The organism is Nonomuraea guangzhouensis, from assembly GCF_019396345.1.
Lineage (GTDB): Bacteria > Actinomycetota > Actinomycetes > Streptosporangiales > Streptosporangiaceae > Nonomuraea > Nonomuraea guangzhouensis.
Map to the genome: position 1 here is coordinate 206,437 of NZ_JAHKRM010000017.1, position 24,244 is coordinate 230,680.

General features: G+C 70.5%; 20 protein-coding genes. 8 read left to right on the forward strand and 12 right to left on the reverse strand.

The annotated features are described in order from the left end of the window. Positions 1–147: 147 nt before the first annotated feature. A complete protein-coding gene (locus tag KME78_RS33175) occupies positions 148–2,877 on the reverse strand; it encodes an AfsR/SARP family transcriptional regulator (protein ID WP_219533347.1) in 2,730 nt (909 codons plus the stop codon). A 118-nt stretch (positions 2,878–2,995) separates the two neighbouring features. On the opposite strand from KME78_RS33175, the gene KME78_RS33180 reads away from it, so the two are divergent. Together KME78_RS33180 and KME78_RS33185 are read left to right on the forward strand one after the other, a co-directional pair. Beyond that, complete coding sequence (locus KME78_RS33180) at positions 2,996–3,520, forward strand: MauE/DoxX family redox-associated membrane protein (RefSeq protein ID WP_219533348.1); 525 nt, start codon at positions 2,996–2,998, stop codon at positions 3,518–3,520. A gap of 130 nt (positions 3,521–3,650) precedes the next feature. Next, positions 3,651–5,312, forward strand: coding sequence for an HAL/PAL/TAL family ammonia-lyase (locus tag KME78_RS33185; RefSeq protein WP_219533349.1), 1,662 nt, complete (start codon positions 3,651–3,653; stop codon positions 5,310–5,312). Between the two features lie 9 nt (positions 5,313–5,321). Here KME78_RS33185 and KME78_RS33190 read toward each other — a convergent pair whose 3' ends face one another. The 10 genes from KME78_RS33190 to KME78_RS33235 form a co-directional block, all read right to left on the reverse strand. After that, positions 5,322–7,598: a glycoside hydrolase family 6 protein gene (locus KME78_RS33190; protein WP_219533350.1), complete on the reverse strand. Its 2,277-nt coding sequence runs from the start codon at positions 7,596–7,598 to the stop codon at positions 5,322–5,324. A 120-nt stretch (positions 7,599–7,718) separates the two neighbouring features. After that, entirely contained in the window at positions 7,719–7,970 is a 252-nt protein-coding gene (locus tag KME78_RS33195) for an SCO4226 family nickel-binding protein (RefSeq protein WP_214640333.1), read from the reverse strand. Between the two features lie 31 nt (positions 7,971–8,001). Beyond that, positions 8,002–8,922: an ABC transporter ATP-binding protein gene (locus tag KME78_RS33200; protein WP_219533351.1), complete on the reverse strand. Its 921-nt coding sequence runs from the start codon at positions 8,920–8,922 to the stop codon at positions 8,002–8,004. Continuing rightward, the gene (locus KME78_RS33205; protein WP_219533352.1) at positions 8,919–9,959 is read right to left on the reverse strand and encodes an ABC transporter ATP-binding protein; all 1,041 of its coding nucleotides are present in this window, start codon (positions 9,957–9,959) and stop codon (positions 8,919–8,921) included. Before KME78_RS33205 ends, KME78_RS33200 begins: the two co-directional genes overlap by 4 nt. After that, positions 9,956–10,825 carry an ABC transporter permease gene (locus KME78_RS33210; RefSeq protein WP_219533353.1) on the reverse strand — a complete coding sequence of 290 codons (870 nt, stop codon included), beginning with the start codon at positions 10,823–10,825 and terminating at the stop codon, positions 9,956–9,958. Before KME78_RS33210 ends, KME78_RS33205 begins: the two co-directional genes overlap by 4 nt. Positions 10,826–10,829: 4 nt before the next feature. After that, a complete protein-coding gene (locus KME78_RS33215) occupies positions 10,830–11,816 on the reverse strand; it encodes an ABC transporter permease (protein ID WP_219533354.1) in 987 nt (328 codons plus the stop codon). 4 nt (positions 11,817–11,820) lie between these two features. Then, positions 11,821–13,506, reverse strand: a complete 1,686-nt coding sequence (locus KME78_RS33220) for an ABC transporter substrate-binding protein (RefSeq protein ID WP_219533355.1) — start codon at positions 13,504–13,506, stop codon at positions 11,821–11,823. Beyond that, complete coding sequence (locus KME78_RS33225; protein ID WP_246652513.1) at positions 13,507–15,921, reverse strand: glycoside hydrolase family 2 protein; 2,415 nt, start codon at positions 15,919–15,921, stop codon at positions 13,507–13,509. A 54-nt stretch (positions 15,922–15,975) separates the two neighbouring features. Beyond that, positions 15,976–16,998 (reverse strand): LacI family DNA-binding transcriptional regulator, encoded by a 1,023-nt coding sequence (locus KME78_RS33230; RefSeq protein ID WP_219533356.1) that lies wholly within the window; start codon positions 16,996–16,998, stop codon positions 15,976–15,978. 84 nt (positions 16,999–17,082) lie between these two features. Then, a complete protein-coding gene (locus KME78_RS33235; RefSeq protein WP_219533357.1) occupies positions 17,083–17,856 on the reverse strand; it encodes an NAD(P)-dependent oxidoreductase in 774 nt (257 codons plus the stop codon). A gap of 68 nt (positions 17,857–17,924) precedes the next feature. Here KME78_RS33235 and KME78_RS33240 point away from each other — a divergent pair, with 68 nt between their 5' ends. Further along, positions 17,925–18,557: a GntR family transcriptional regulator gene (locus KME78_RS33240; protein WP_308127230.1), complete on the forward strand. Its 633-nt coding sequence runs from the start codon at positions 17,925–17,927 to the stop codon at positions 18,555–18,557. A gap of 116 nt (positions 18,558–18,673) precedes the next feature. Here KME78_RS33240 and KME78_RS33245 read toward each other — a convergent pair whose 3' ends face one another. After that, on the reverse strand, positions 18,674–18,958 hold the full coding sequence (locus KME78_RS33245) for a hypothetical protein (RefSeq protein ID WP_219533358.1): 285 nt from the start codon (positions 18,956–18,958) through the stop codon (positions 18,674–18,676). 269 nt (positions 18,959–19,227) lie between these two features. Here KME78_RS33245 and KME78_RS68150 point away from each other — a divergent pair, with 269 nt between their 5' ends. From KME78_RS68150 to KME78_RS33270, 5 genes are all read left to right on the forward strand, one after another. Next, entirely contained in the window at positions 19,228–19,845 is a 618-nt protein-coding gene (locus tag KME78_RS68150; protein ID WP_372454989.1) for a Dyp-type peroxidase, read from the forward strand. A 396-nt stretch (positions 19,846–20,241) separates the two neighbouring features. Continuing rightward, positions 20,242–22,914 (forward strand): sensor histidine kinase, encoded by a 2,673-nt coding sequence (locus KME78_RS33255; protein WP_219533360.1) that lies wholly within the window; start codon positions 20,242–20,244, stop codon positions 22,912–22,914. Next, entirely contained in the window at positions 22,895–23,320 is a 426-nt protein-coding gene (locus KME78_RS33260) for a roadblock/LC7 domain-containing protein (protein ID WP_219533361.1), read from the forward strand. Before KME78_RS33255 ends, KME78_RS33260 begins: the two co-directional genes overlap by 20 nt. Continuing rightward, entirely contained in the window at positions 23,317–23,667 is a 351-nt protein-coding gene (locus KME78_RS33265) for a DUF742 domain-containing protein (RefSeq protein WP_219533362.1), read from the forward strand. The genes KME78_RS33260 and KME78_RS33265 overlap by 4 nt, the downstream gene beginning before the upstream one ends. Next, positions 23,648–24,244 (forward strand): GTP-binding protein, encoded by a 597-nt coding sequence (locus tag KME78_RS33270; protein ID WP_219533363.1) that lies wholly within the window; start codon positions 23,648–23,650, stop codon positions 24,242–24,244. Before KME78_RS33265 ends, KME78_RS33270 begins: the two co-directional genes overlap by 20 nt.

Consider the following 24,244-nt stretch of genomic DNA (forward strand, 5'->3'; position numbering starts at 1 on the left):
ACGCGCATGGAACCTCCCAATCAGCGATCCCGGCGGGCACGATCCCGCCCGGAGCGGCCGGGGCCGGCCGACCTGCCGCCGTCCCGATGCCGCACGTCGCAGCCTGCACCGGGCGGCTGGGCGATTTCTCAATGATTTCTAAACGGCCTACGTCCGCTGGTCGGAGGCCGCGATGCGGTCGCGCACCTTGGCGGCCTGGGTGTCGCCGAGGGCCTCGTAGCACTCCGCCGCCCGCTTCCAGGCGTCGAGCGCGGCCGCGGTGTCACCCGCCCGCAGGTGCGTCTCGCCCAGCCGGACCAGCGTCTCGGCGGCCGGGTGCAGGTCGTCGCAGCCGCGCAACAACTCCGCCGCCCGCTCGTACGCCGTCACCGCCTGCGCGAGGTCGCCCTTGGCCTCCAGCACGGTGGCGATGCTGTCCCAGGCGTGCCCCTCGCCCTGGGCGTACCCGAACTCGGCCAGGATGCGCTGCGCCCGGCGGCAGTCGGCCAGCGCCTGGTCGTACTCGCCGACCTGGGCTCGCACCCAGCCCGCGTTGTTCAACGCCCGCGCCTCGCCTATGACGTCGCCGGCCTGCCGGAACAGCTCCTGCGCCCGCAGCGCGTGCTCCAGCACTTCGCCGGGCCGCACCCGGTTCAGCGAGACGGTCAGGCCCAGGTGGATGTGCGCCTCCAGGACCGGCTCGTCCAGGTCCCGATACAGCTCGAGCGCCTGATGGAAGTGTTCGAGCGCCTCCTGGTCGCGGCCGAGCCGGGTATGGGCGCGGGCGATGCTGTTGTGGACGCGGGCCTGGGCCGGCCGGTCGCCGAGCCGCCTGGTCGCCTCCAACGCCACCCCCTGAACGCGCAGGACCTGCTCCCATGGACCGCGGCGCTGCATGAACTCGGCGAACGCCCACGCCAGCTGCCACGCGTGCCGGTCCAGCCCGGCCGAGGTCGCCTCCGCCAGCAACCCCGGCAGCGCCACCGACTCGTCGGCGTACCAGCGCAGGGCCTCCGCCTGCCCGGCGAAGGGCTCCAGCACGGCGCCGCGCGCCCGCGCTTCCAGCTTCGGCTTCTCGCGGTACGGGTAACAGATCTCGCTCGCGGCGCACGCCGAATACAGGTAGTAGTCCAGCAGCCGCCGCGTGGCCGCGCGCCGTACCGTCCGGCTGTCGGCGGCCCGCTCCTGCTCCAGCGCGTACACGCGGAGCAGGTCGTGCAGCCGCAGACGGCCGGGTGAGCGGAGGCCGACCAGGTTGGCGCGGTCGAGCTGCGCGGCCAGCTCCCGGGTGCGGTCCACCGGCAGAGCGGCCAGGCTCGCCGCCGCCGCGAGCGGCAGGTGCGGCCCGGGGTGCCGCCCGAGGCGCCGGAACAGCCGGATCGCGGGCTCGGGCAGGTCCCGATACGAGCGCCCGAACACTCTGCGCAGGTCGACCGCCGGGTCGCTGTGGGCGAACGGTTCCAGATCCGCGCCGGCCCGCGCGAGGTCGGCGGCGACCTCCGCCAGCGGCAGATCGGTGCGCCGCGCCAGCTGCGCCGCGACGATCGCCAAGGCCAGCGGCAGCCGGCCGCACCGGCTGATGATCAGCGCGGCGGCCTCGGGCTCCGCGGCCAGCCGCGGCTCGCCCAGCCGCGCCGCCAGGAGGCGGTAGGCGTCATCATCCGGCAGGACGTCCAGGGACACCAGGGAGGCGCCCGCGGTGACCGCGAGGCCGGACAGCTCCGAGCGGCTGGTGATCAACGTCAGGCACCCCGGCGCGGTGGCCAGCAGCGGGCGTACCTGTTCGGCGCCGCGGGCGTCGTCGAGCACGACGAGGACCCGCCGGGAGGCCAGCATGCTGCGGTAGAGCCCGATCCGGGCCTCGGCGCCCGAGGGCACCTGGGATTCCGGGACCGCGAGCGCGCTGAGGAACCGGGGCAGGATCATGGCCGCGTCGGCCGGGTCGACCGTGCTGAGATCGGCGTACAGCTGCCCGTCCGGGAAGCGGTCGCGATTCAGGTGCGCCCAGCGCAGCGCGAGTGACGACTTGCCCACGCCGGGCGGTCCCGAGATCGCGCAGACCGCCGCGGTCTCCGGCCGTTCGCCGGTCGCGATCGCGGCCAGTCGTTCCAGCTCCGGCGCCCGTCCGACGAAGCCCCTCAGGTCGACCGGTAGCTGGGCCGGGACCACGTGTCCTGTCTCGGCCGCGTCGCCGGAGCGCAGCAGCGTCCGGTGAACGCGCCGCAGTTCCGTACCCGGCTCGACGCCCAGCTCGTCGGCGAGTGTCCGGCGTACCTGCGCGAAGTGCGTCAGCGCGTCGGCGGTCCGCCCCCACGCGTGCAGCGCCTCGATGAGCGCGGCCGCCAGGAGCTCGTCCAGCGGGTACTCGTCGGCCAGCGGTGTCAGTGCCGCCACCGCGGCCGCGGCGTCGCGGCCGGTCATCGTCCGCGCCCACCGCAGCACGGTCTCCTTGCGTTCGTCGCGCAGACGGTGGCGGGCGCGCTCGGCCCATTCGCCGGGCAGCCCCGTCAGCGGGTCGCCGCGCCACAACGCGAGAGCGTCGCCGAGCAGCGGCGCCGGATCCGGCTCGGCCATCGCCTGGTAGGCGAGGCTCCGGAACCGCGACACGTCCACCGCGGACTCGTCCACGTCGAGCAGATAGCCGCCGAGCCGGCGGACGACGGCGCCGTCACCCGCCAGGACATCGCGGCGGATGCGGGTGATGATCGTGTACAGGGTGTGCCGCGCGCCGGGCGGAACCTGCTCGCCCCAGACCCGGGCGAGGAGCGTCTCGACGGACACCACCCGGCGAACGTCCCACGCCAGCGCGGCGAATGCGAGTGCGACCTGCGGCGGCCGTACGGGGTGGGTCTGGCCCGAACGTTCCACCTCGATGGTGCCGAGCAGCCGAATCAGCACGACGGTTACTCCCCTGCTTGCAGATCTTCGAGAGTAACGAACCGTTATGGCATGAATACGCCGTATGCGACAAACAGCCCTCTTGCCGCATTCGCTGCACCGTGGCTAGGTTGTGATCATGCAGTACGTCGAGGTGGCGAGCAGACTGCTGCTGCTCACGATGTTCGCGCTCGCCCTGGTGAGCAAGATTTCGAGCCGCAGGGCCTGGGCCGAATTCGTCGAGTCGACCAGAGCGATGGCGGTGGTCGGGGACGCGCAGGTCGCGGCGGTGGCGGTGGCCACGGCGGCGGCCGAGGGCGCGGTCATCGTGCTGGCCGCCGTTCCCCTCCGCTGGGCCGGATCGGTGGCGTTCGTCATCGCCGCCGGGCTGCTCGGGTCGCTCACGGTCGCCGTCGCCCTGGTCGTCCGGCGGGGGAAGTCCGTCACCTGCCGCTGCTTCGGCGCCTCCCAGACGCCCTTGGGCGTATCGCACGTGGTCCGCAACGCTCTTCTCGTCGTGATCGCCCTGCTCGGGCTGGCCGGATCGTTGGTGACCGGCCCCTTCGACCTGTTCCTCACCGTGATCGTCGGTGTCTTCGGCGCCGTTCTGGGGTTGCTCGTCGCCCGATGGGACGATCTCGTCTCGTTGCTGGTAGCACCCTGAGGTAAGCCCTGGTCATAGGGCTGGTCGAGCACTCGTCTCCCGGTGTTGAGCCCTCTCTGGTTCACCTCTGTCCGGTGCTTATAAACGGAGCGGCATTGATCTTCGTCGTGACGCCCCGGGGGACACCGTGATGACCCATGTAGGACGAATAGCCGCCGGCATGGGCCTGCTCGCCGCCCTGTGCGTGCCGGGGCAGGCCGTCGCCGTTCCTGACGCGCCGCCGGTGCTGGACCTGGTGCTGGACGGCGACTCGCTGTCTCTCCGGGACTCCTTCGCGATCCTCGAAGGCCGTCCCGTCGTCGCGCGGCTCGCGGCGGATGTGTGGGCGACCATGAACGAGACGCGGGCCGGAGCGCTGGCGGCCTTGGCCGACCAGCGGGTGTACGGGTGGAACCAGGCGCTCGGGCCGCTGAAGGACCGTCCGCTGACGCCCGAGCAGGCGGAGCAGTTCCAGCGCAATGTCCTGCGCTCCCACGCCGCGGGCGTCGGTGAGCCGCTGCCCGACAACGTGGTCAGGCTGGCCCTGATCCTCAAGGCGAACCAGATGGCCAGAGGTACGGTCGGCGTACGCCCCGAGGTGCCCCAGCGGCTGCTGGCCATGGTCAACGCCGGGGTCCTACCGCGGATGCCGCAGATCGGCTCGCTGGGCACCGGCGACCTGCAGCCGCAGGCGGCGGCCGGACTGGCGGCGATCGGCGAGGACGCGCCGGTGCGCTACCAGGGTGAGGAGGGGCCAGCCTCCGAGCTGCTCCCGAAGGCCGGGCTGACGGCCGGCTTCACCTTGCAGGCCGGGGAAGCGCTGCCGATCATCAGCGGCAGCACCGTCCTGGCCGCCACGCTGATGGACGCCGTACACCGGGCCACCGTACTCGCCGACCAGGCAGAGGGCGCTTTCGCCCTGTTCATGGAGGCGACCAGGGCCGAGCAGGGGTCGCTGGACGCGCGTACCCACCAAGAACGCCGCATCCCCGAGCAGAACGCCATCGCCGCGCGGCTGCGCGCGATGGTGGCGGGCTCGGGCTGGATGACGGAGGAGGGCCGCAAGCGCCTCGATCCGGCGAACTACCACCCGCGGGTCCAGGACGCGGTGTCGGTACGGGCGGCGCCGCACATCATGGCCGGGCTGCGGCACGTGCTCGCCGACACACGCCGGACCCTGGTACGGGAGGCCAACGCCTCGACCTCCAACCCGCTGATCTTCAAGCGCGACCAGGGGCCGGGGTACGAGTTCGTGATGGGCGGCAACTGGGACGGCTCCGTCATGGGGCATCTCGCCGACACCGTGAACGCGGAGATCACCGACCTCGGAGTGCTGTCGCAGGAGCTGTCGGGGCGGCTGCTGTCCCCCAGATGGAGCTACGACCTGCCGGCCAACCTCGCCGGTGGGACGGTCGGCCTGAACTCCGGAATGGTGCAGGTGCAGACGGTGGCCGCCGCGCTGATCCCGGAGATGCAGGCCAGGGCCACACCCGCGGGCACCCTGTCCCGGCCGGTCAAGGACGGGCAGGAGGACCACAACACGATGGCGATGGCCTCGGTCCGGCACCTGCACGAGAACCTCGACCGGCTGGAGATCGTGCTGGCGGTCCAGTACCTGATGTCCGCTCAGGGAATCGACCTCATCGCGCAGAAGATGGCGGGCCTGCCGCTCGGCGCCGTCACGCGGACCCTGCAGGCGGAGCTCAGGGAGTACATCACGCCCCTGGACGAGGACCGCTACCTCACCCCTGACCTGGAGCGGGCCATCTGGCTGGTGCACAACCGGCACCTGGTGCCGTCCGTCGCGGGGTGACGCGGGTGGCTATGGGGTCGCGGGCGTCAGCGGTGGAGCCGCGTTCCGTGCCCGCTCCAGTGCCTGGTCGGGCCACCACTGGCCGGCGGCCGGGGTGACGATGCCGTACGCGGGGTCCGCCGGTCCCGGGGTGCCGCGGGTGCATTGGCCGTTGGAGAACCCGGGGCTGTTGAGCCACAGCAACGCGTCGGCCAGCGGGCGCCCGGTGCCGGCGGTCGGCCGGGCCCCGGTGCCCCTGCCCGGAGGGTTGCACCATTCGTCCGGCGCCGGGAACCGGCCGGCCGGCGGCTGCCACTCGCCCGTACCGTTCCGGCTGGTGTCGACGATGAAGTGCGGCAGGCCGGGCGCGTCGTCCGGTACGGCGGCGAGTGCCGCGTCGGCGCACGAGGCCGTACGCGACACCGTCCTCAGGTGGACGCACCTGGACAGCTTCGCGGCGTAGGCAAGCGAGCGATCGGTCGGGCGGTAGCCGACGATGTTGACGTAGAAGCCGTCGGCGCGGGCCGCGCCCGCGTTGACCAGCCGGTCGGCGATCTGCGTGAACCCGGGCCACCCCGCCAGCCCGCCGTCGAGGTAGACGGCGGTGTCGGCCAGGCCGGTGAGGGTCTCCACGGCGTAGGACAGATCGCCGTACCGCTGGACGGCGGCGGCCTCCCCGCCCCGCGGGCATTCCGGGCCGCCGGGTATCCGCGCCAGGCCGCTGGGCTCCAGTGCGACGACCGCGGGGCGGTTCCCGATGCCCTCGGCCACGGCGTCGATCCATGCCCGGTAGGACTCGGTGTCGGGGGCGCCGCCGTTCCAGCAGTCACGTCCCGGGATGTTGTTGGTGACGAACACCGGGACGGTCCGCTGCCGGTCCGCCTGGGTGACGGTCTCGCGCACCGTACGGGTGACGTCGGCGGGCGAGCCGCCGGCGAGCCAGATGGCTTGGGGGACCTCCGACATGGCGCGCATGAGGGCGGCGTCGGCCGTCCTGCCCTGGGCCGACCAGGTCTTGGCCTGCCGGGCCGCTTCGGTGTCGGGCTGCGTGTAGAACCGTACGCCGTCGGCGCGCAGCGGGTTCTCGCCGGGAAGCTTCCGCCACCGCGTCCCGGCGTCCTCCGCGACGGCGGAGGTCCCGGAGGTCCGCATGGGCTGGCCCGCGCGGTCGGCGGTCGCCTGGATGGTGACGACGGTGCCCGCCGTCACGAGGGCGAGCGCCGCGCCGGCCCACACCCATCGCCTGGACGTGGCCGGACGTCGTCGGCGACCTTTACCCGACGCGGCGCCGCGACCCGCCTCGGGGGTGGTCGGCTGGCCCTTGGAATCGGCGCGAGGGATCTTGATCTGGGGTGCTTCGGACGGAGCACGCGGGGGCTCGGTCCCGCGCGCCACGGGCGGAGGGCTTCCGGCGCGGGTCGGCACAAAGGCGGACGGAGTGTTTCCGGCCCGGGGTGGCACCAAGGCGGGTGAAAGGCGTTCCGTTGCGCCGCCGGCGAGGGCGTCCACGATTTCCGCGGTCGTCGGGCGGGCCGTCGGGTCCTTGTTCAGCGCACGTCGCACCAGGTCGCCGAGGACGCCGTCCAGCCGGGGGATGACGGGGTCGTCGTGGATCACCCGGTAGAGGACCCCGTGGCCCGCCCCGGTGCCGAAGGGCGGCTGGCCGCAGGCCGCGAAGACCATGACACCGCCCCACGAGAAGACATCCGAGGCCGGGGTCGCCGAGCCGCGGGCCTGTTCCGGAGACATGTACGCCGGCGTGCCCATCGCGGTGACGGAGAGCGTGGTGGAGTCGGCCGAGAAGGCGAGACCGAAGTCGATGACCTTCGGACCCACCGGGGACAGCAGCACGTTCGACGGCTTGAGGTCCCGGTGGACGACGCCCGACGCGTGGATCGCCCCCAGCGCGACCGCCGTGCTCATGGCGAGCCCCTCGAGCTCCGAGCCCGACATCGGGCCCCGCTCCATGACCGCGCGGTACAGCGTCGGCCCCGGCACGTACTCGGTCACGACGTACGCCGTCTCGCCGTCCACATCGGCCTCGAGCACGGGAGCCGTGGAGAAGCGGGCGACCCGCCGCGCGGTCGCGACCTCGCGGCGGAACCGCCGGCGGAACTCCGGGTCACCGGCGAGGTGCCGGTGGATGACCTTGATCGCCACCAGTCTCCGCCCACGGCCCTCCGCGAGGTAGACGATGCCCATCCCACCCTCGCCGAGCCGGCGGATGATGCGATGGCCGCCGACCCACCGGGGGTCGTCGCCGGTCCGCCTGTCCACCGCGTCGCCGTGCTTGGTGCCGTGTGCCATCGCCCGCCCAACTGGAAGGACGCCGGGGTCCCTCCTGAGACCTGAACGCAACAGGACTTCGGCAAGAGATACGGCTCCGGCGGCACCCGGGTTCAGGTGCCGCCGGCGAGCCGGGCGTGCTTACTCCACCTCGATCGGCAGCTCGTAGATCTCCGAGGTGGGGTGCCCGGCCTTCTCGTGCACCCGCTGCACCGCTTCCTTCGACGGCCCGGACGACAGGCAGAACACCTTGCCGGACTCGGGGTCGAGCCAGGCGCGCTCGAAGTGCACGCCCTCCTCGCCCTCGACGGCGAGGTCGCGCTCGTGCGCCTCGCGCAGCTGCTCCTCGGTGACGCCGACGAACCCGCTGTGCACATCCATGAACTTCGCCATCGTGAACTCTCCCTCGGTCTCCCCTTCTCTGCTAGGAGGGCGTTCCATCCCGTTCCATCGCCGTCCGGTCCGAAGCGCGCAGGACACAGCGGACGAGGTGCTTCTCGCCGTAGACAGGGATGTCGCCGGCGCACGCGTCGGTGGCGTACGGGCAACGGTTGCGGAACAGGCACCCGCCGGCGAGGGGCGGGCCGTTCCTGCGCTCCTGCCGGGGTGGCCGCTCGCCCTCGTGCGCCGCCCAGGGGTCGGGGGCGGCCTCGGCCAGCAGCCGGGTGTACGGGTGCCCCGGCGTGAGGATGACGTCGTCGGCCGGGCCGCGTTCGACGATCTGCCCCCGGTACATGACCATGATGTCGCGGGCGAAGTGCCGCGCGGTGGCCAGATCGTGCGTGACATAGAGGACGGCCAGGTCCTCCTCGCTCTTGAGCCGGTCGATCAGGTTGAGGATCTCCAGCCTGATCGACACGTCCAGCATCGAGACCGGCTCGTCGGCCAGCAGCACCTTGGGGCGCGGGGCCAGCGCCCGGGCGATCGCCACCCGCTGCCGCTGGCCGCCGGACAGTTCGTGCGGATATCTGCCGGCGAAAGCGGCGGGCAGGTTGACCCGCTCCAGCAGCTCCTCGGCCGTGCCCGGCGTCTTGTGGATCTCCAGGGGGCGGCGCAGGTGGTAGCCGATCGTGTGGGCCGGATTGAGCGACGCGAACGGGTCCTGGAAGACCATTTGCACATCTTTGCGGTAGTTCGAGGTCTCCAGCAGGATCTCGCCGGAGGTGGGCGTGACGAGCCTGGCCAGCATGCGGGCGATCGTGGACTTGCCGCTGCCGCTCTCCCCCACCAGCGCGGTGGTCTCGCCGGAGCGCAGCTCGAAGGAGACGTCGTCGACCGCCCTGAGGCGCTCCTTCCTGTTCAGCTTGAAGGTCTTGCTCAGGTGGCTGACCGTCATCGACGTCATGAGGTCACCTTGTGCTCGGCGTGCTCGAAGCGGCGCTCCAGCAGACGCCGGTCGGGGCGGGCGGGGTGCAGCCTGCGGTCGTACTGCAGGCAGGCCACGAAGGAGTCCTGGATCGAGTCGAGCTCGGGTTCGTACGTGTGACAGCCCTCGAACGCGTACGGGCAGCGGGGCGCGAACGAGCAGCCCGTCACCTCCTTCGACAGGTCGGGCGGGCTGCCGGGGATGCCGTGCAGCGCCTGGCGTTCGCCGCGCAGGCTGGGGAAGGAATTGAGCAGGCCCACGGTGTAAGGGTGGCGGGGCTGGAGGAGGGTGTCCTTGCTGGTGCCGTACTCGACGATGCGGCCGCCGTACATGATCGCGAGCTGGTCGCTGATCTCCAGCAGCAGCGACAGGTCATGGGTGATGAAGACGACGGCGAAGCCGAACATCTCCCGCAGCCGGTCGATCTCCTCCAGGATGTCGCGCTGCACCACCACGTCCAGTGCCGTGGTGGGCTCGTCCAGGACGACCACGTCGGGGTTGAGCGCCATCGCCATCGCGATCAGCACCCGCTGGCGCATGCCCCCCGACAGCTTGTGCGGGTAGGAGCCGATGCGGCCCGGGTCGATGCCGACCAGGTTCAGCAGTTCGCGGGAGCGCTCCTCCCGCTCGCGCCTGGACATCGACGGCTCGTGGGTGGTGAACACGTCGTGGAGCTGGCGCCGGACACTGAGCACGGGATTGAGGGCGTTCATGGCGCTCTGGAACACCATGGCCACCCGCCGCCAGCGGAAGCGCCGCAGCTCCTCCCCCTCCAGGGCGAGCACGTCGATCGGGTCGCCGTCCTGGGGGTGGAAGAGCACCTCGCCGGCGGTGGTCCTGCCGGGTGGCTGCAGCAGCCGGTTGATCGCGTACGCCAGCGTCGACTTGCCGCAGCCGCTCTCGCCCGCGATGCCGAGAACCTGGCCCCGGCCCAGCTCGAAGCTGACGTCGCGGACCGCGCGGGTCTGCCCGTAGGCCACGCTCAGATTGCGTACGGACAGAACGGTGTCGTTCATGCGGCCGCCTTTCGCAGTCGCGGGTTCATCAGTTCGTCGATGCTGAAGTTGATCAGGGAGAGCCCGGTGCCGAGCACGGCGATGCACAGCCCCGGCGGAACGAACCACCACCAGGCGCCCAGCGAGAGCGCGGAGCCGTTCTGGGCGAAATACAGCATCCCTCCCCAGGAGGTGACGGAGCCGCCACCCAGGCCGAGCGCGGACAGTCCCGACTCGGTGAGGATGGCCCCGATCACCGCCCAGACGAACCCGGAGGCGATGACGGGGGTGAGGTTCGGCAGGATATGAAAAATCATGATCCGCCAGCCCGGCTCGCCGCTCACCCGGGCCGCGTCCACGTAATCGCGGTTGCGCAGTGACAGGACCTGCGAGCGGATGACCCGCGACGGGCCCGCCCAGCTGATCACGGAGATGATCAGGGCGTAGGTGACCGGGCCGCTGTCCTCGACGTAGTCGGCGACCACGATCAGCAGCGGCAGCGTGGGGATGACCAGCGTGACGTTGCTGAGCAGGGAGAACGCCTCGTCCAGCCAGCCGCCGACATACCCGCCGACGACGCCGACGACCAGCGAGGCCGCCGTGGCCAGCACCCCGGCGACCAGGCCGATCAGCATCGACCCGCGCGTGGCGTGCAGCAGCTGGGCCAACACGCTCTGCCCGGTGTCGGTCGAGCCGAGCCAGAGCTGCGCCGACGGTGGATCGAGCCGTCCGGCCACCAGGGCCTCGGGGTCGCCGGCCAGCATGGGACCGATGACGGCGAGCAGGGCGAAGAAGCCGACGATCGCCAGGCCGGTGACCAGCTTGCCCGATCTCGGCAGGCCGAGCAGCCGGTCCCGGGGAGCGGCCAGGCTTACCACAGCGGTCATGGCCTCAGCCCGCCTTCCGCACTCGGGGGTCGATCAGCCCGTACAGCAGATCGACCAGGAGGTTGGCGGCCAGCACGGCCACCGAGATCATGAGGAAGAGGCCCTGCATGAGCGGGTAGTCGGCGCTGCCGACGGCCTGCAGCAGCGCGAAGCCCACGCCGGGGTAGGAGAAGACCACCTCGGTGGCGACCTGGCCGCCGACGAAGAAGCCCAGCGTGATCGCGAACCCGGTCACGCTGGGCAGCACGGCGTTGCGGGCCGCGTACGCGATCATCACCCGGCGCGGGCGCAGCCCCTTGGCCCGCGCCATGACCACGTAGTCCTCGGCCATGGTCGAGACCATCATGTTGCGCATGCCCAGCAGCCACCCCGCGATGCCGGAGATCACCAGCGTGAGCGCGGGCAGCACGCCGTGGTAGAGCACGCTGCCGATGAAGTCGCCGGTGAGGCCCATGCGTACATGGGCGTAGTCGTAGGCGCCGTTGAGCGGGAACCAGCCGAGCCCTCCGCCCAGGAGGAAGAGCAGGAGCAGCGCCAGCCAGAAGTACGGGATCGCGGCCAGGAACGTCGTGGACGGGATGAGGCTGTCCAGCCAGCTCCCCCGCCGCCACCCGGCCACCATGCCCAGCCCGACGCCCAGCCCCATCGTGATCAGCAGCGAGATCGAGACCAGCCCGAGCGTCCAGGGGATCGCCTGCCCGATCACCGTGGTCACCGGGGCCGGGTAGTAGGTGACGGAGGTGCCCAGGTCGCCGGTGGCCAGGTGGCGCAGGTAGGCGAGGTACTGGATCCACAGCGGGTCGTCGCTGACCCCGAACATGATCTCCAGGGTCCTGCGGAACTCCGGTGGCGGCGGTTGCCTGGTCTGGAAGCGCGACAGGATGATGTCGACCGGGTTGCCCCTGATGAGGCGCGGGATGAGGAAGTTGATCGTCAGTGCCGCCCACAGCGCCACCGCGTAGAACCCGAGCTTGCGCCAGAGATATGCCATGGGACTACTGCGCCGGCTGGAGGTTCTTGGCCACGATGCCGTTGTCGGGATGGGAGAACGGCAGGCCGAGCGCGTACGGGTTCTGCTCGCTGGGCCAGCCGGTGACGTTGGTCGTCCTGAACTCCGCCAGGGAGCTGGACTGCTGCAGCGGGATGTAGGGCAGGTCGGCCACGACCGCGTCCTGGACGGTGTAGAGGGCCTGCTTGATCGTGTCCGCCTGCTCCGGCGGGGTGTTGGCGACGAGCTCCAGCGCGTCGTCCACGGCCGGGTTCTTGTAGCGGGCCATGTTCTGGTTGGCCGGGGGCACGCTCTTGCTGTTGAGGATGTTGTTGTACATCAGGAACGGGTGCGGGCCGCCCCAGGCGTTCCACAGCATCGCCTCGAAGTCGCCCTTCTGCTGGATGTCGACGAAGGCGTTGAAGGAGACCTCCTTCGCCTTGAACTCGATGCCGACCTCCTTGAGCTGCTGCTTCATGACCTGGGCGGCCGAGACGTAGTCGGTCCAGCCGGTCACCAGATGGCAGGTGATGGACAGGCGCTTGCCGTCCTTGGCGTAGTAGCCGTCGCCGCCCTTGGTGTAGCCGGCCGCTTCGAGGATCTGGCGGGCCTTGTCCGGGTTGTACTCGAGCTTCAGCGAGGCGTACTTCGGCGAGACGTAGTCCTGGAAGAGCGGCAGTACCAGGCCCACCGGGCTGACCGGCTTGCCGAGCCCGGCGAACGCCAGGTCGATGATCTTGTCACGGTCGAGCGCGACGTTGACGGCCTGGCGCACGGCCAGGTCGTTCAGCGGCGCCTTGGTCAGGTTCGGGATGAGGTTGGTGATGTAGAGGTGGGCCTCGTTCTTGTACTGGTTGTGCTGCGGGTCCTTGGCCACGAACTGCTTGTCCGGGTCGGGCATGAACATCCCGGCCCAGTCGAGCTGCCCGGCGACCAGCGCCTGCATGGCGGCGTCGTTGTTGTTGTACGTCCAGAACCGCAGTCCGGCGATCTTGGGCTTGCCGGTGTCCCAGTGCAGGGGGTTCTTGACCAAGGTGTAGCTCTGCGGCGTGAACTCGCCCACCATGAACGGCCCGGTGCCGACCGGCTTGGGGTTGGTCTCCTTGCTCGGCTTGTCGATCTTCTCCCAGATGTGCTTGGGCACCATGTAGGTCTGGTTGCCCGCGACGTCCGGGAGCTTGGTGTACATCCGCTCGGTGAAGGTGATCTTCACCTGGGTGGGGCTGAGGACCTGGGCGTCCTTGATGTTGCTGCCGGCCGCGTTCAGGTCCTTCTTGTCCCGCCGGTAGAGGTAGTTGAACGCCACGTCCTCGGCGGTGAACGGCTTGCCGTCGCTCCACTTCACGCCCTCGCGGAGGGTGAAGGTGAGCGACTTGCCGTCGTCGCCGAACTCGTACTTGGTGGCCAGCAGCGGCTGGACGTCGCCGGCCTTGGACTGGTTGAAGAACATCAGCGGCTCGTAGATCATCCCCCACGTGCCCGTGAGGTTGGGGACGCCCTGGACCAGCGGGTTGAAGTTCTCGGTGAACTGGCCGGTCGCGGTGGAGACGTTCACCATCGTGTCCTTGGCGGCGCCGCCTGGGGTAGATGCGGAGGTGGGCGCGGTGCTGCCGGCGGTCAGCGGCACCCCGCCGCCCGAGCATGCGGTGAGTACGGCAAGCGCGGCGCCTGCCATGATCGGCTTGAGTCTCATCTACATCTCCATGTGGGGGGTACGGGCATTCACCCAGGTGATCGGCACACTCATTCCGATGTCGCGATTCAGCCGGAACCGATGGCTTTCGCCGGGCAGCAGCGTGATGAGCTGGTCGTCCACCTCGGCGTCGGGATGGACCCGGTCGGGGAAGATCGCCAGGTCCCGGACCAGCGTGTGAGCGTCAACGGTGACGTCACGCCCCTCGACCGTCACCGTGCACCGCCCCTCGGGCAGGTCGAGGTCCTTGTCCGGCAGGAAGAACCACAGCGCCCGGCGCTCCCCCGCGCTCACCGCGACCAGCTCTCTGGCGGGGTCGGCCGGCTCGCCCACGCCGAGGGGCACGGTGACCGCGCCGCGCGGCGCCACCTCGATGTCGAAGCTCTCGGCCTGGAGCTCCGTGCCGTCCACGCCGAGCCGCGCGGCCACCGCCGTGCTCACCCACGGCTCGTCGGTGTCGTTGACGGCCACCAGGGCCGGCCCGCCGTCGCGCGGCTGCACGGTCAGCAGCCGGTCGGCGTACGCCCGGCGCAGCGCGTGGAACAGCGGCTTCCTGCGCCCGTCGCCGTCGATCGCGGACCACGACGTGACCGGCCAGCAGTCGTTGAGCTGCCACACGATGGTGCCCGCGCAGTGCGGCCACAAGGACCTGAAGTGCTCCACGCCGAGCTGGATCGCCCTGGCCTGGTTGACCTGCGTCAGGTAGTGCCACTCGGCGAAGCTCGTGGGCGGCGGGAAGTGCGGCTTGAGCCCGGCGGCCAGCTTGAGCTCGCCGTCGATCGCCTTCTGGTGGTGCCGCATACCGGGCGAGTCGGGCGCGAGCGGCTCGTCACTGATGGCCCGCTTGATGGTCGCGTACGTGGCGGGTCCCTGGAAGCCGAACTCCGAGACGAACCGGGGCCGGTATTCGCGGTAGGCCGTGTAGTCGCGTTCGTTCCAGACGTCCCAGATGTGGATGTTGTGGTGGTCAGGGTCGTTGGGATGCAGGTCCATCGACCCCGAGTACGGGCTGCCCGGCCAGTACGGCCTGCCCGGGTCGAGCTCGGCCACGATGCCGGGCAGCAGGTCGAGGTAGTAGCCCGCGCCCCAGCTCCGCCCGGCCAGCTTCTCCCGCCAGCCCCAGTCGAACAGGCCCCAGATGTTCTCGTTGTTGCCGCACCACAGGGCCAGGCTCGGATGCGGCATGAGGCGGGTGACGTTCGCGCGGGCCTCGGCCTCGACCTCAGAGCGTAGCGGCTCCTCCTCCGGATAGGCGGCGCAGGCGAACGCGAAGTCCTGCCAGACCAGCAGCCCCAGCTCGTCGCACAGGTCGTAGAAGTCGTCGCTCTCATAGAGCCCGCCGCCCCAGACGCGCATCAGGTTGACGCCGGCCTCGCACGCCTGCGCGAGCCGCTCGGCGTAGCGGGCGCGGTCGATCCTGGCCGGGAAGCAGTCGTCGGGGATCCAGTTGACGCCCTTGGCGAAGATCGGGCGGCCGTTGACCTCGATCGTGAAGGCGCCGTCCGCCGTGTCCAGCTCGACCGTCCGGAACCCGATCTTCGACTGCCACACGTCGAGGTCATCCCCGAGGGTCACGGTCAGCTCGTGCAGCGGCTGCGCGCCGTACCCGCGCGGCCACCACAGCTCGGGTTGGGGGATTTCGAACTCAAGCAGCGCTTTGTCCGCTGGGAGCGCTCCCACAACCGACCTGCCGCAGACAGCGGCGGTGATCAGCAGCTCCTCCTGTACGGCCCGCTCGACCTCGACGTGCACGGCGACCCGGGCGACGCCGTCGGCGACGCTCACCACCGGCCGAACCTCCGCCAGCCGGGCGCCGCTCCACTCGTGCAGCCCGATCGGCTTCCAGATGCCGGCCGTGACCAGCGTCGGCCCCCAGTCCCAGCCGAAGTCGCAGGCCATCTTCCTGATGAAATTGAAGGGCTCCGTGTAGGTGCTCGGCCGGTCGCCGAGCTCTTCCTTCAGCCGCTCGGCGTACTCCCGCGCCGGCCGGAACGTGATCGCCAGCCGGTTGCCGCCGATCCGCAGCGCGTGGCGGACGTCGAACCTGTAGGAGCGATGCATGTTCGCGGTCTTGCCCACGAGTACGCCGTTGAGCTCGATCGCGGCCACGGTGTCGAGCCCTTCGCAGACCAGGTCGGTGTGCTCGTGCTCGGTGCCGTCCCACGAGAACTCCGTCTCGTAACGCCACTCGGTACGGCCCACCCAGGCCACGCGGTTCTCGTTGTCGTCGAGGTAGGGATCCGGGATCAGCCCGGCGTCGAGCAGGTCGGTGTGCACGCAACCGGGGACCGTGGCCGTCACTGGGGCCGGAGCCCGCACGTCGCCGCTCGCCGAGCGGACGGTCCAGGATTCATGCAGGGGACGGAACGGGGTCATCAACCCTCCGGGCTTGAGCAGCGGGGATTTGGCTGTCATGCCATCACTAAACCCGTTTAGTTGCAATGATTAGTCGCGGAGATTTCCGCTCGGTTACTGAACCGATTCAGCGACCGGGGCGGTGCTCCCCCGGTCCACCAGGCGCGGCTCGGCCTGTCGCGAGTCGGTGACCTCCCGGCCCTGGACCAGGTCGAGCAGCGACCGGCCGGCCTGGGCGCCGAACGCGGCGATGTCCCTGCTCACCGCCGTCAGGTGGGGCCGGGCCAGCAGGCACAGGGCGGAGTCGTCCCAGGCCACGACGGACAGCTCGGCGGGCACCGAGATCCCCAGCTCCCGAGCGGCGGCGGCGCCCGCCACGGCCATCACGTCGTTGTCGTACACGATGGCGGTCGGCCGCCCCGGCCCGCGCAGCAGGTCGAGGGTGATCCGCTCGGCGCTCTCGCCGCTGTAGTCGGCGTACACGGTGACGGCCGCCACCCCCAGCCGGGCGGCCGCCTCCCGCATCGCCTCGGTCCTGACGCGGGTGTGCCTGAGCTCCACCTGCCCCGCGACCCTGGCGATCCTGCGGTGGCCCAGCCCGGCCAGGTGCTCCATCACGACGTCGATCGCGCCGGCGTCGTCGCTCCAGACGGCGGGCAGCCGCCCCGTCCCCTCCGGTCCGCCGATGACCACGGCGGGCAGCTTCAGCTCCTCCAGCACAGCGATCCTGGTGTCCTCGGCCCGCAGGTCGACGACGAACACCCCGGCCACCCGCTGCTGCGCCCACCATTTCCGATAAATCGCGATTTCATGGTCAGGGTCCTCGGTCATCTGCAGCAGCAGTCCAACGGACGCCGCCGACAGCGTGGCCTCGATGCCGGAGATCAGCTGCATGAAGAACGGCTCCAGCCCCAGCGTGCGCGCCGGCCGGTCCACGACGAGACCCAGCACATCGGGCCGCCCGTCGGACAGGGCCCGCGCCAGGCTGTTCGGCTGCCAGCCCAGCTCGGCGGCGATGGCCTGGATGCGGCGGCGGGTCTGGCTGGAGACGCCGGGCCGGCCGTTCAACGCGAACGACACCGCGCCCTTCGAGACGCCGGCCCGGCGGGCGATGTCGTCGATCGTGGGTCGCTTCATACGGCCATCCTTGGATTTACCGGTTCACTTTCGCCACGCACGCGGAAACCATCTCAATGAAGGTCAGCCGCCGGCGCAAGCCCGCTACTCCAGGGGTCCGCGGAGGAAGTCGGCGGTGGCTCGGGTGATCAGTGGCGGAACGCCCAGGTCGGTCAGCATGTCGGTGGCGGCGCGCATCTCGGCGGCACGTCGTACGGCATGGCGGTGCGTGCCCTCCACCAAGCGCCGTACGGTGGCCGCGTCCGCCGCGGTGAGCTCGTCGGCGATGTTCTCGCGGAGCCAGTCCTCGCACCCGGCCGCCCGCCCGGCCCGGAGCGCCTCGACCACGGCGGCCGCCAAACCCTTGAAGAAGACGCTGCGCAGCAGTTTGCGCTCGGCGGCGAGCCCAGGGGGGCCGTCGAGCACGTCGACCCGCGCGCCGAGCGGTGTGAGCAGGCCGGCGTACCGTTCGGCGTGACCGCCGGAGGCCAGCATGGGCGTACGCAGGCCACGTCCCGGAACGGGCGTCATCAGCGCGACGTCGGCGAACGCGAGACCGGCCTGGCCGGCGAGCTCGGCCAGCCGCCGCTTGACCGTCGGGGCGGCGGTGTTGAGATCCGCCCACAGCGTGGCCGGCACGGCGCCCGGCAGCGCGTTACGCAGCGCTTCCTCGGCCGCCGCCGAGCTGTTGACGCTCAGGACCAGGTCGACGCCGCAGACCGCGTCGGCCTCGCCATCGGTTTCCACGACGCCCACGGGCGCGCCGACGGCGGGATCGTAGCCACGGACCCGCGCCCCGGCGGCGGCGAGGTCGGCCGAGATGGCCGCGCCCGCCTCACCGAGGCCGAGCACGGCCACCCGCAGGGGCGTGTCTGTCATCGAGTGAATGGCGTCCATCATCGATACGATATTTAACACAGAATTGGCGACAATCAGAGAGAGGGAACGTGTCCTCAGACTCGGGAGCGGTGCTCGACGCCATGCGTGAGGGGATCATGCGTGGGGAGTTCGTGCCTGATCAGCGGCTGGTCGAAGCCGACCTGTCGGAGCGCTTCTCCGCGAACCGCAGCGCGGTGCGTGCGGCGCTGCTGCAGCTGGCCAACGAAGGCCTGGTGGAGCGGATCCAGAACCGGGGCGCCCGGGTCCGCGCGGTTTCCCTGGCCGAGGCCGTCGAGATCAGCGAGGTCCGCATGGTGGTCGAGGGCCTGTGCGCGGCCAAGGCCGCCGAGCGGGTGACGCCGGCGGAGGCGGAGGAGCTGCGCGGGCTGGGCGCGCGGATGTCGGAGGCGGTCGCCTCGGGCGACGTGCTCGGCTACTCCAGCCTCAACCAGTCGCTGCACCGCCGGATCCGCGAGCTGAGTGGTCAGGCCACCGCCGGTGACGTGCTGGAGCGGCTGCGCGCGCAGGTCGTGCGGCACCAGTTCCGGCTGGCCATGCAGCCGGGGCGGCCGGCCGTCTCGCTGAAGGAGCACCTGGCCATCATCGACGCCATCTGTTCGGGTGACTCGGAGACGGCCGAACAGGCGGCTCGCGGACACCTCCGCAGCGTGATCGAGGCCTTGCGCGCGTACAAGGACTGACACCAGCTCGCCGCGGATCCAAAGCGCCCACGTCCGCACATACCTGTGGGACGGGCACTTCTGGCCCCGCTCCTACTACGCGGGCTCGGCCCGCCGGATGTTCCAGTCGACGCCTGTCAGGTGCCCTTGTCGGGCTTCCAGTCCCCCTCGCCGTACGGCGTCTCACCGCCGAGGGTGGCGGGCCGGATCGCCGGGGCGGGGGGCGGCGAGGCGGCCGGACCCGAGGTCGCGTTCGTGGCGGCCGCCGTGGCCTTGGCGCTCGCCGGCGGTGGCCGGTCGTGATCGGGGAGTGCCGCGGGTAAGACGGTTCGGGAGCTCTCACCCAGTACGGGAAGCGGCGAGAAAACGACACTCAGCCCGAGCAGTGTCGCCAGGAGCTTTCCACGGACAAAACCCGACATACTGCACTCTCCCCCGACAATGCCTAAGAAAGTCGGAATTATCCCGACTGTCCGCTTTATATAGGCTTCACTCGGCGATTGGGAACACTAAGCCGGACGATCACTGAAAACAAGACTGATTATTTACAGCGTCTCAGTTCGGCAACAGATCTTGACCCGATCGGCAACCTGATGTTCTGTATCCTGTCGAACAGTACGGAGAACCTGTGACACCACGCCGGTCGCGCGGCGGAGGTGGCCCGCGTGGCGGCCGGCTCGGGCGGACCGCAATGGGCGGTAGCTACCAGGTCGTCCGTATTATCCGGTTCGCCACTCGGCTGTGGGACCTCGAACCCGTGCCCGTACAGGAGCGGGTCATGGGACGCCGCCGCGACGGAACCTGGCTGGACGGCACCCACCCCACCGGCAGACCCGGGTTCGACGCCGACCCGGAGGGCCGGATCACTCCCCTGGACGCCCATACCCGCCGCGCCAACCCTGGCTCCTCAGGGGTCGCCGCCCCCAGGATGCTCCGGCGGGGCTACTCCTACCATGACGGGCCCGAGGATCAGGGCATGCTGTTCGTGGCTTCCAGGGTGATCTTGAGCAGGGGGGTCCAGCGCCGGCTGGCCGGGCAGACGCTCGACAGGTACACGCTCACGGTCGGCGGCGGATGCTACTTTCTTCCGGACCTCTCCCATGGGCCGGCGAATATCGCGGTGCGACCGACGACTTTTCACTATCGGCTATTGAGCAGTTACTCAAACAGATCACTTTACTTGATGCCGCGGCCGACGAGTTTCCCGCCATCGAACGCCAGGCAGTACGCCGTTCCGCACCTCGGCCCGCACCCCGCTGCGGCCGGCCCGCCATTTTGCCGAAACCCGGCCACGGGCCGTCCGGAATGACGTACGTGGTGGCGAACTCCGCCGCATGCGGCACCGTACAAGGCATCACCGTCACCACGAAGCTCTCGGACATGGGCTCGACGCGGTCGCCAGGCACGCACCCGCGAGCAAGGGACGGATCATCAGGATCACGCAACAGTTTCGGCCAGCGCGGGTCCGGCGATCGTCACTGTGGGTGAAAAGCCAAACGGTGACGATCACAATTCGTGTGCTGACACGGAGTCAACACGTCATTTGGCCGTATTCTTCGCATCTGGAGCTTGAAGTGCATGTGCCCCATCGGCATAGTGGACGCACCACAGGCGTACGTACCAGTCGTGGCAGGCAACCTTGGGGGCCACAACCAGTTCACGACGGCTAAGCGGCGCACACCACGCGCGGAATTGGACATGATGGATGAGCTCGCCCCCGCCGATCCGTACCAAGCTGCTCAGGATCCTCCTGCTTCCGCTGGTCTCCATGATCGCCCTGTGGGGGTTCATCGCCTACTCCAGCGTGGACGAGATCTCCTCGATCTCCCAGACCCAGGACCGGTGGGAGGACATCGGGTCGCCGGTGCTGGAGTTGATCATCGAGTTACAGCAGGAGCGCCAGCTTTCGGCGGCGGCACCGCGCAGCACCGGGTCGTACGCGCCACTGGCCGAGCAGCGGCCGATCACCGACAGCAAGGCCGACCGCCTGCGCGAGGTCATCGGATCCGTTGACGTCGGTCCGGACGGCGAGACCCCGGCCGAGGTGCAGGCGCTGGTGAAGGCGCTCGACGGCCTCCAGTCGCTGCGCGCGTCCGCCGACGACGGCGGGTTGTCCCCGCGGCTGAAGGTCATCGACGCCTACAACGACCTGATCGACGTCGCCAACCGGCAGTTCAGCGACCGCGACGCGTTGAGCGGCCTCGCGTCCGACCGGGCGGTGCGTGGCATGGCGGCCTACAGCGCCACGTCGGAGTACCTGGGCCGGGAGCACGCCGTGCTCACCAACACGATCGTGCACCACAAGATGACCCCCACCGACCGGGCCTCGTTCGTCGCCGCGATGACCAGCCGCCGGATCTTCTTCACCAACGCCGAGCGCGACGCGGGTCCCGCCCTGAAGGCGAGCTTCGACAGGCTGGTCGCCAGCGCCCCGTACAAGCGGCTGCTGGAGGTGGAGGACCGGCTGTTCGTCTGGGACACCAACGGATCACCGCCGGTGGAGCCGGCCGAGTGGAAGAGCGACGCCGAGTCCCTCCTCAGCGTGATCAACCGGGACACGCACACGGAGCTGGGCCGCGCCTCGATCGAGTCCGAGGAGCTGAAGTCCGGGGCGTACTGGCGGATCGGGCTGGTCCTGGTCCTGGGCCTGCTGGCGGTCGTCGGGTCGGTGGCGCTGTCCTTCCGGTTCGGCCGTTCGCTGATCTCCGAGCTGAAGCGGCTGCAGTCGTCCGCGGTGGAGCTGGCCGAGGAGCGGCTGCCCCGGCTGGTCGAGCGGCTGCGCCGCGGCGACGACGTGGATTCGGACACCGAGGCACCCGGCCTCGATCCGGCGCACACCGCCGAGGTCGATCGCGTGGTGAACGCGTTCTCCGAGGTACGCCGCACGGCGGTCGAGGCCGCGGTGGGCCAGGCGACCCTGCGCAAGGGCGTCGCCCAGGTCTTCCTCAACCTGGCCTGGCGCAACCAGGCGCTGCTCCACCGCCAGCTCGCGCTGCTCGACACCATGGAGCGCCGGATCGAGGAGCCGGAGGTCCTGGAGGACCTGTTCAAGCTCGACCACCTGACCACCCGCATGCGGCGGCACGCGGAGAACCTGATCATCCTGTCCGACTCCGCCCCCGCGCGCCGCTGGCGCGACCCCGTGTCGCTGTTCGACGTCGTACGCGCCGCGGTGCTGGAGGTCGAGGACTACACCCGCGTCACGATCGCGCCGATGCCGAACGCCCCGATGCTGGTCGGCGCCGCGGTCACCGACGTGATCCACCTGATCGCCGAGCTGGTGGAGAACGCCGCCGTCTTCTCCCCGCCCGACACGACCGTGCACATCCGCAGCATGACGGCGGCGAACGGCTTCGCGCTCGAGGTGGAGGACCGGGGCCTGGGGCTGAACCAGGCCACTCTCGACGAGCTCAACGCCCGGCTGGCCGACCCGCCGGAGTTCGACCTGGCCGACAGCGATCGGCTCGGTCTGTTCGTGGTGTCCAGGCTCGCGGTCCGGCACAGCATCAAGATCGCGCTGCGCCGCTCACCGTACGACGGGACCACGGCGATCGTGCTGCTGCCCACGGCCCTGCTCGCCCTGTCCGAGCCCCCGGCCGTCACCGCGGCGACCCATACGGCGGAGCGCACCACCGGCCGCGCGGCCAGGCCCATGCGCGCGCTCGGCACGGGACCCGCCGACGGCCGGCCCCGCGTGGTGTCCGTGGCCCCGGAGCCCTTCCCGAGCGTCTCTTCGGACCCCTTCCCCGGCGTCGCCCCGGACTCCTTCCCGAGCTTTCCCTCGGACGCTTTCCCCAGCCTCGACCCGGAGCCCTTCTCGGCCAGCGGGCCGGAGGCCGCGAACGGCCGGGAGTTCCCGGGTGACACCGGGGACCCGGGCGGCCTGGGCGACCCCCCGAACTGGCCCGCGGAGGACTCGGAGCCCGAGCGCGTGGCCTGGTTCGAGGCCGCTCCCACGCCGAAGCAGACCCCACCGACCGGAACCGGCCCGGTGACCGGACCGGTGGGCGGCTCGGCGGACGAGCCCGGATACGGATCCGTCGACGAGCCGAGGACCGGCCCCGTCACGCGACGGGTGCCCGGTGCCTCTCTCCCCTCCGGACCGTCCGTAGAGTGGAGCGTCACGGTACCGGCCCAGGAGGCCGACGAAGACCTCGACGGGTTGCCGATGCGGGTACCTCAGGCGAATATGGCTCCGCAACTGCGTGCCGCCAAGCGCGCGGACCGGAGCTCCGTCTCGGTGCGCTCGCCGGAGGAGCTCTCCCAGCTGATGTCGTCCATGCAGCGCGGCTGGCAACAAGGCCGCAGCCAAACGGAGCAGGGACAAGACGTATGGAATCGAAAGGACGACCATCCCGATGCCCGACCCCAGAAGTGAACTGAGCTGGCTGCTCGACGACCTCACCCAGCGAGTCCCCGGCATCCGGCACGCCATCGTGCTGTCCGCCGACGGGCTGGCCATGGGCGGTTCCCGGGAGCTGACCCGGGAGGACTCCGAGCACCTGTCCGCCATCTCCGCCGGCAGCCACAGCCTCGCCATGGGTGCGGGACGGCACTTCGGGCTGGGCGGCGTACGTCAGACGATCATCGAGCTGGAGGGTGGCTTCCTGTTCGTCACCGCCGCCGGCCAGGGCGCCCGGCTGGCCGTGCTCGCCTCCGGCGACGCCGAGCTGGGCATGGTCACCTACGAGATGGCGCTCATGGTCAAGCGGGTCGGCGAGCACCTCTCCTCGCAGCCGAGGGGAGCGGCACCGGCACCCGCCTGGAACGGCGCCAGATCGTGACCGGGGAGGATCCCGGGCCGCTGATCCGGTTGTTCGGGCTGACCGGAGGCAGGGCGCGCCCGCGGGGTGAGACGTTCGACCTGGTGGCCATCGTGACCACGGTCGGCGGCTCCCACGCGCACGTGGACCTGATCCCGGAGCATCACACCGTGCTGTCGGTGTGCCGCAGGCCCACACCCGTGGCGGATGTCGCGGCGCACCTCAAGCTGCCGCTCAACATCACCCGGGTGATCCTGAGCGACCTGCGGCGAGAGGGCCTGGTCACCATCGAGCGCTCACGCCCGGCGGCGCAGACCATCGACGAACGCATCTACAGGGAAGTGCTGCATGGACTACGCAGCCTCTGAGCCGGGGGCGACCTCGGTCGCCTCGGCCTTGGCACTCAAGATCCTCATCGCGGGCGGCTTCGGCGTCGGCAAGACGACCATGGTCGGCACGATCAGCGAGATCCGGCCGCTGCACACCGAGGAGCTACTGAGCGAGCGCAGCCTGGGGGTGGACGACACCTCGGGCGTGGAGTCCAAGACCACCACCACCGTGGCGCTGGACTTCGGCCGCATCACCATCCGCGACGGGCTGTGGCTGTACCTGTTCGGCACGCCCGGGCAGGACCGGTTCTGGTTCATGTGGGATGAGCTGTCCGTCGGCGCGCTCGGCGCCGTCGTGCTGGCCGACACCCGCCGTCTGCAGGACTGCTTTCCGGCGGTGGACTACTTCGAGCAGCGCGGCATCCCGTTCGTGGTCTGTGTGAACTGCTTCGACGGCGCCCGCCGCCACGACCCGGCCAAGGTACGGCGGGCGCTCGGGCTGAGCGAGACCATCCCGATCGTGCTGTGCGACGTGCGCGAGCGCGACTCGGTCAAGGACGTGCTCACCACGCTGGTCATGTACGCGGTGGAAGGCGCCTCCGCTTCGCCGAATTGA

Bases quoted from the DNA above. Each gene is read 5' to 3' on its own strand.
- KME78_RS33180 (WP_219533348.1), top strand. From the start codon at position 2,996: ATGCAGTACGTCGAGGTGGCGAGCAGACTGCTGCTGCTCACGATGTTC.
- KME78_RS33185 (WP_219533349.1), top strand. From the start codon at position 3,651: ATGACCCATGTAGGACGAATAGCCGCCGGCATGGGCCTGCTCGCCGCC.
- KME78_RS33190 (WP_219533350.1), bottom strand. From the start codon at position 7,598: ATGGCACACGGCACCAAGCACGGCGACGCGGTGGACAGGCGGACCGGC.
- KME78_RS33195 (WP_214640333.1), bottom strand. From the start codon at position 7,970: ATGGCGAAGTTCATGGATGTGCACAGCGGGTTCGTCGGCGTCACCGAG.
- KME78_RS33200 (WP_219533351.1), bottom strand. From the start codon at position 8,922: ATGACGTCGATGACGGTCAGCCACCTGAGCAAGACCTTCAAGCTGAAC.
- KME78_RS33205 (WP_219533352.1), bottom strand. From the start codon at position 9,959: ATGAACGACACCGTTCTGTCCGTACGCAATCTGAGCGTGGCCTACGGG.
- KME78_RS33210 (WP_219533353.1), bottom strand. From the start codon at position 10,825: ATGACCGCTGTGGTAAGCCTGGCCGCTCCCCGGGACCGGCTGCTCGGC.
- KME78_RS33215 (WP_219533354.1), bottom strand. From the start codon at position 11,816: ATGGCATATCTCTGGCGCAAGCTCGGGTTCTACGCGGTGGCGCTGTGG.
- KME78_RS33220 (WP_219533355.1), bottom strand. From the start codon at position 13,506: ATGAGACTCAAGCCGATCATGGCAGGCGCCGCGCTTGCCGTACTCACC.
- KME78_RS33225 (WP_246652513.1), bottom strand. From the start codon at position 15,921: ATGACAGCCAAATCCCCGCTGCTCAAGCCCGGAGGGTTGATGACCCCG.
- KME78_RS33230 (WP_219533356.1), bottom strand. From the start codon at position 16,998: ATGAAGCGACCCACGATCGACGACATCGCCCGCCGGGCCGGCGTCTCG.
- KME78_RS33235 (WP_219533357.1), bottom strand. From the start codon at position 17,856: ATGACAGACACGCCCCTGCGGGTGGCCGTGCTCGGCCTCGGTGAGGCG.
- KME78_RS33245 (WP_219533358.1), bottom strand. From the start codon at position 18,958: ATGTCGGGTTTTGTCCGTGGAAAGCTCCTGGCGACACTGCTCGGGCTG.
- KME78_RS68150 (WP_372454989.1), top strand. From the start codon at position 19,228: ATGGGCGGTAGCTACCAGGTCGTCCGTATTATCCGGTTCGCCACTCGG.
- KME78_RS33255 (WP_219533360.1), top strand. From the start codon at position 20,242: ATGAGCTCGCCCCCGCCGATCCGTACCAAGCTGCTCAGGATCCTCCTG.
- KME78_RS33260 (WP_219533361.1), top strand. From the start codon at position 22,895: ATGCCCGACCCCAGAAGTGAACTGAGCTGGCTGCTCGACGACCTCACC.
- KME78_RS33270 (WP_219533363.1), top strand. From the start codon at position 23,648: ATGGACTACGCAGCCTCTGAGCCGGGGGCGACCTCGGTCGCCTCGGCC.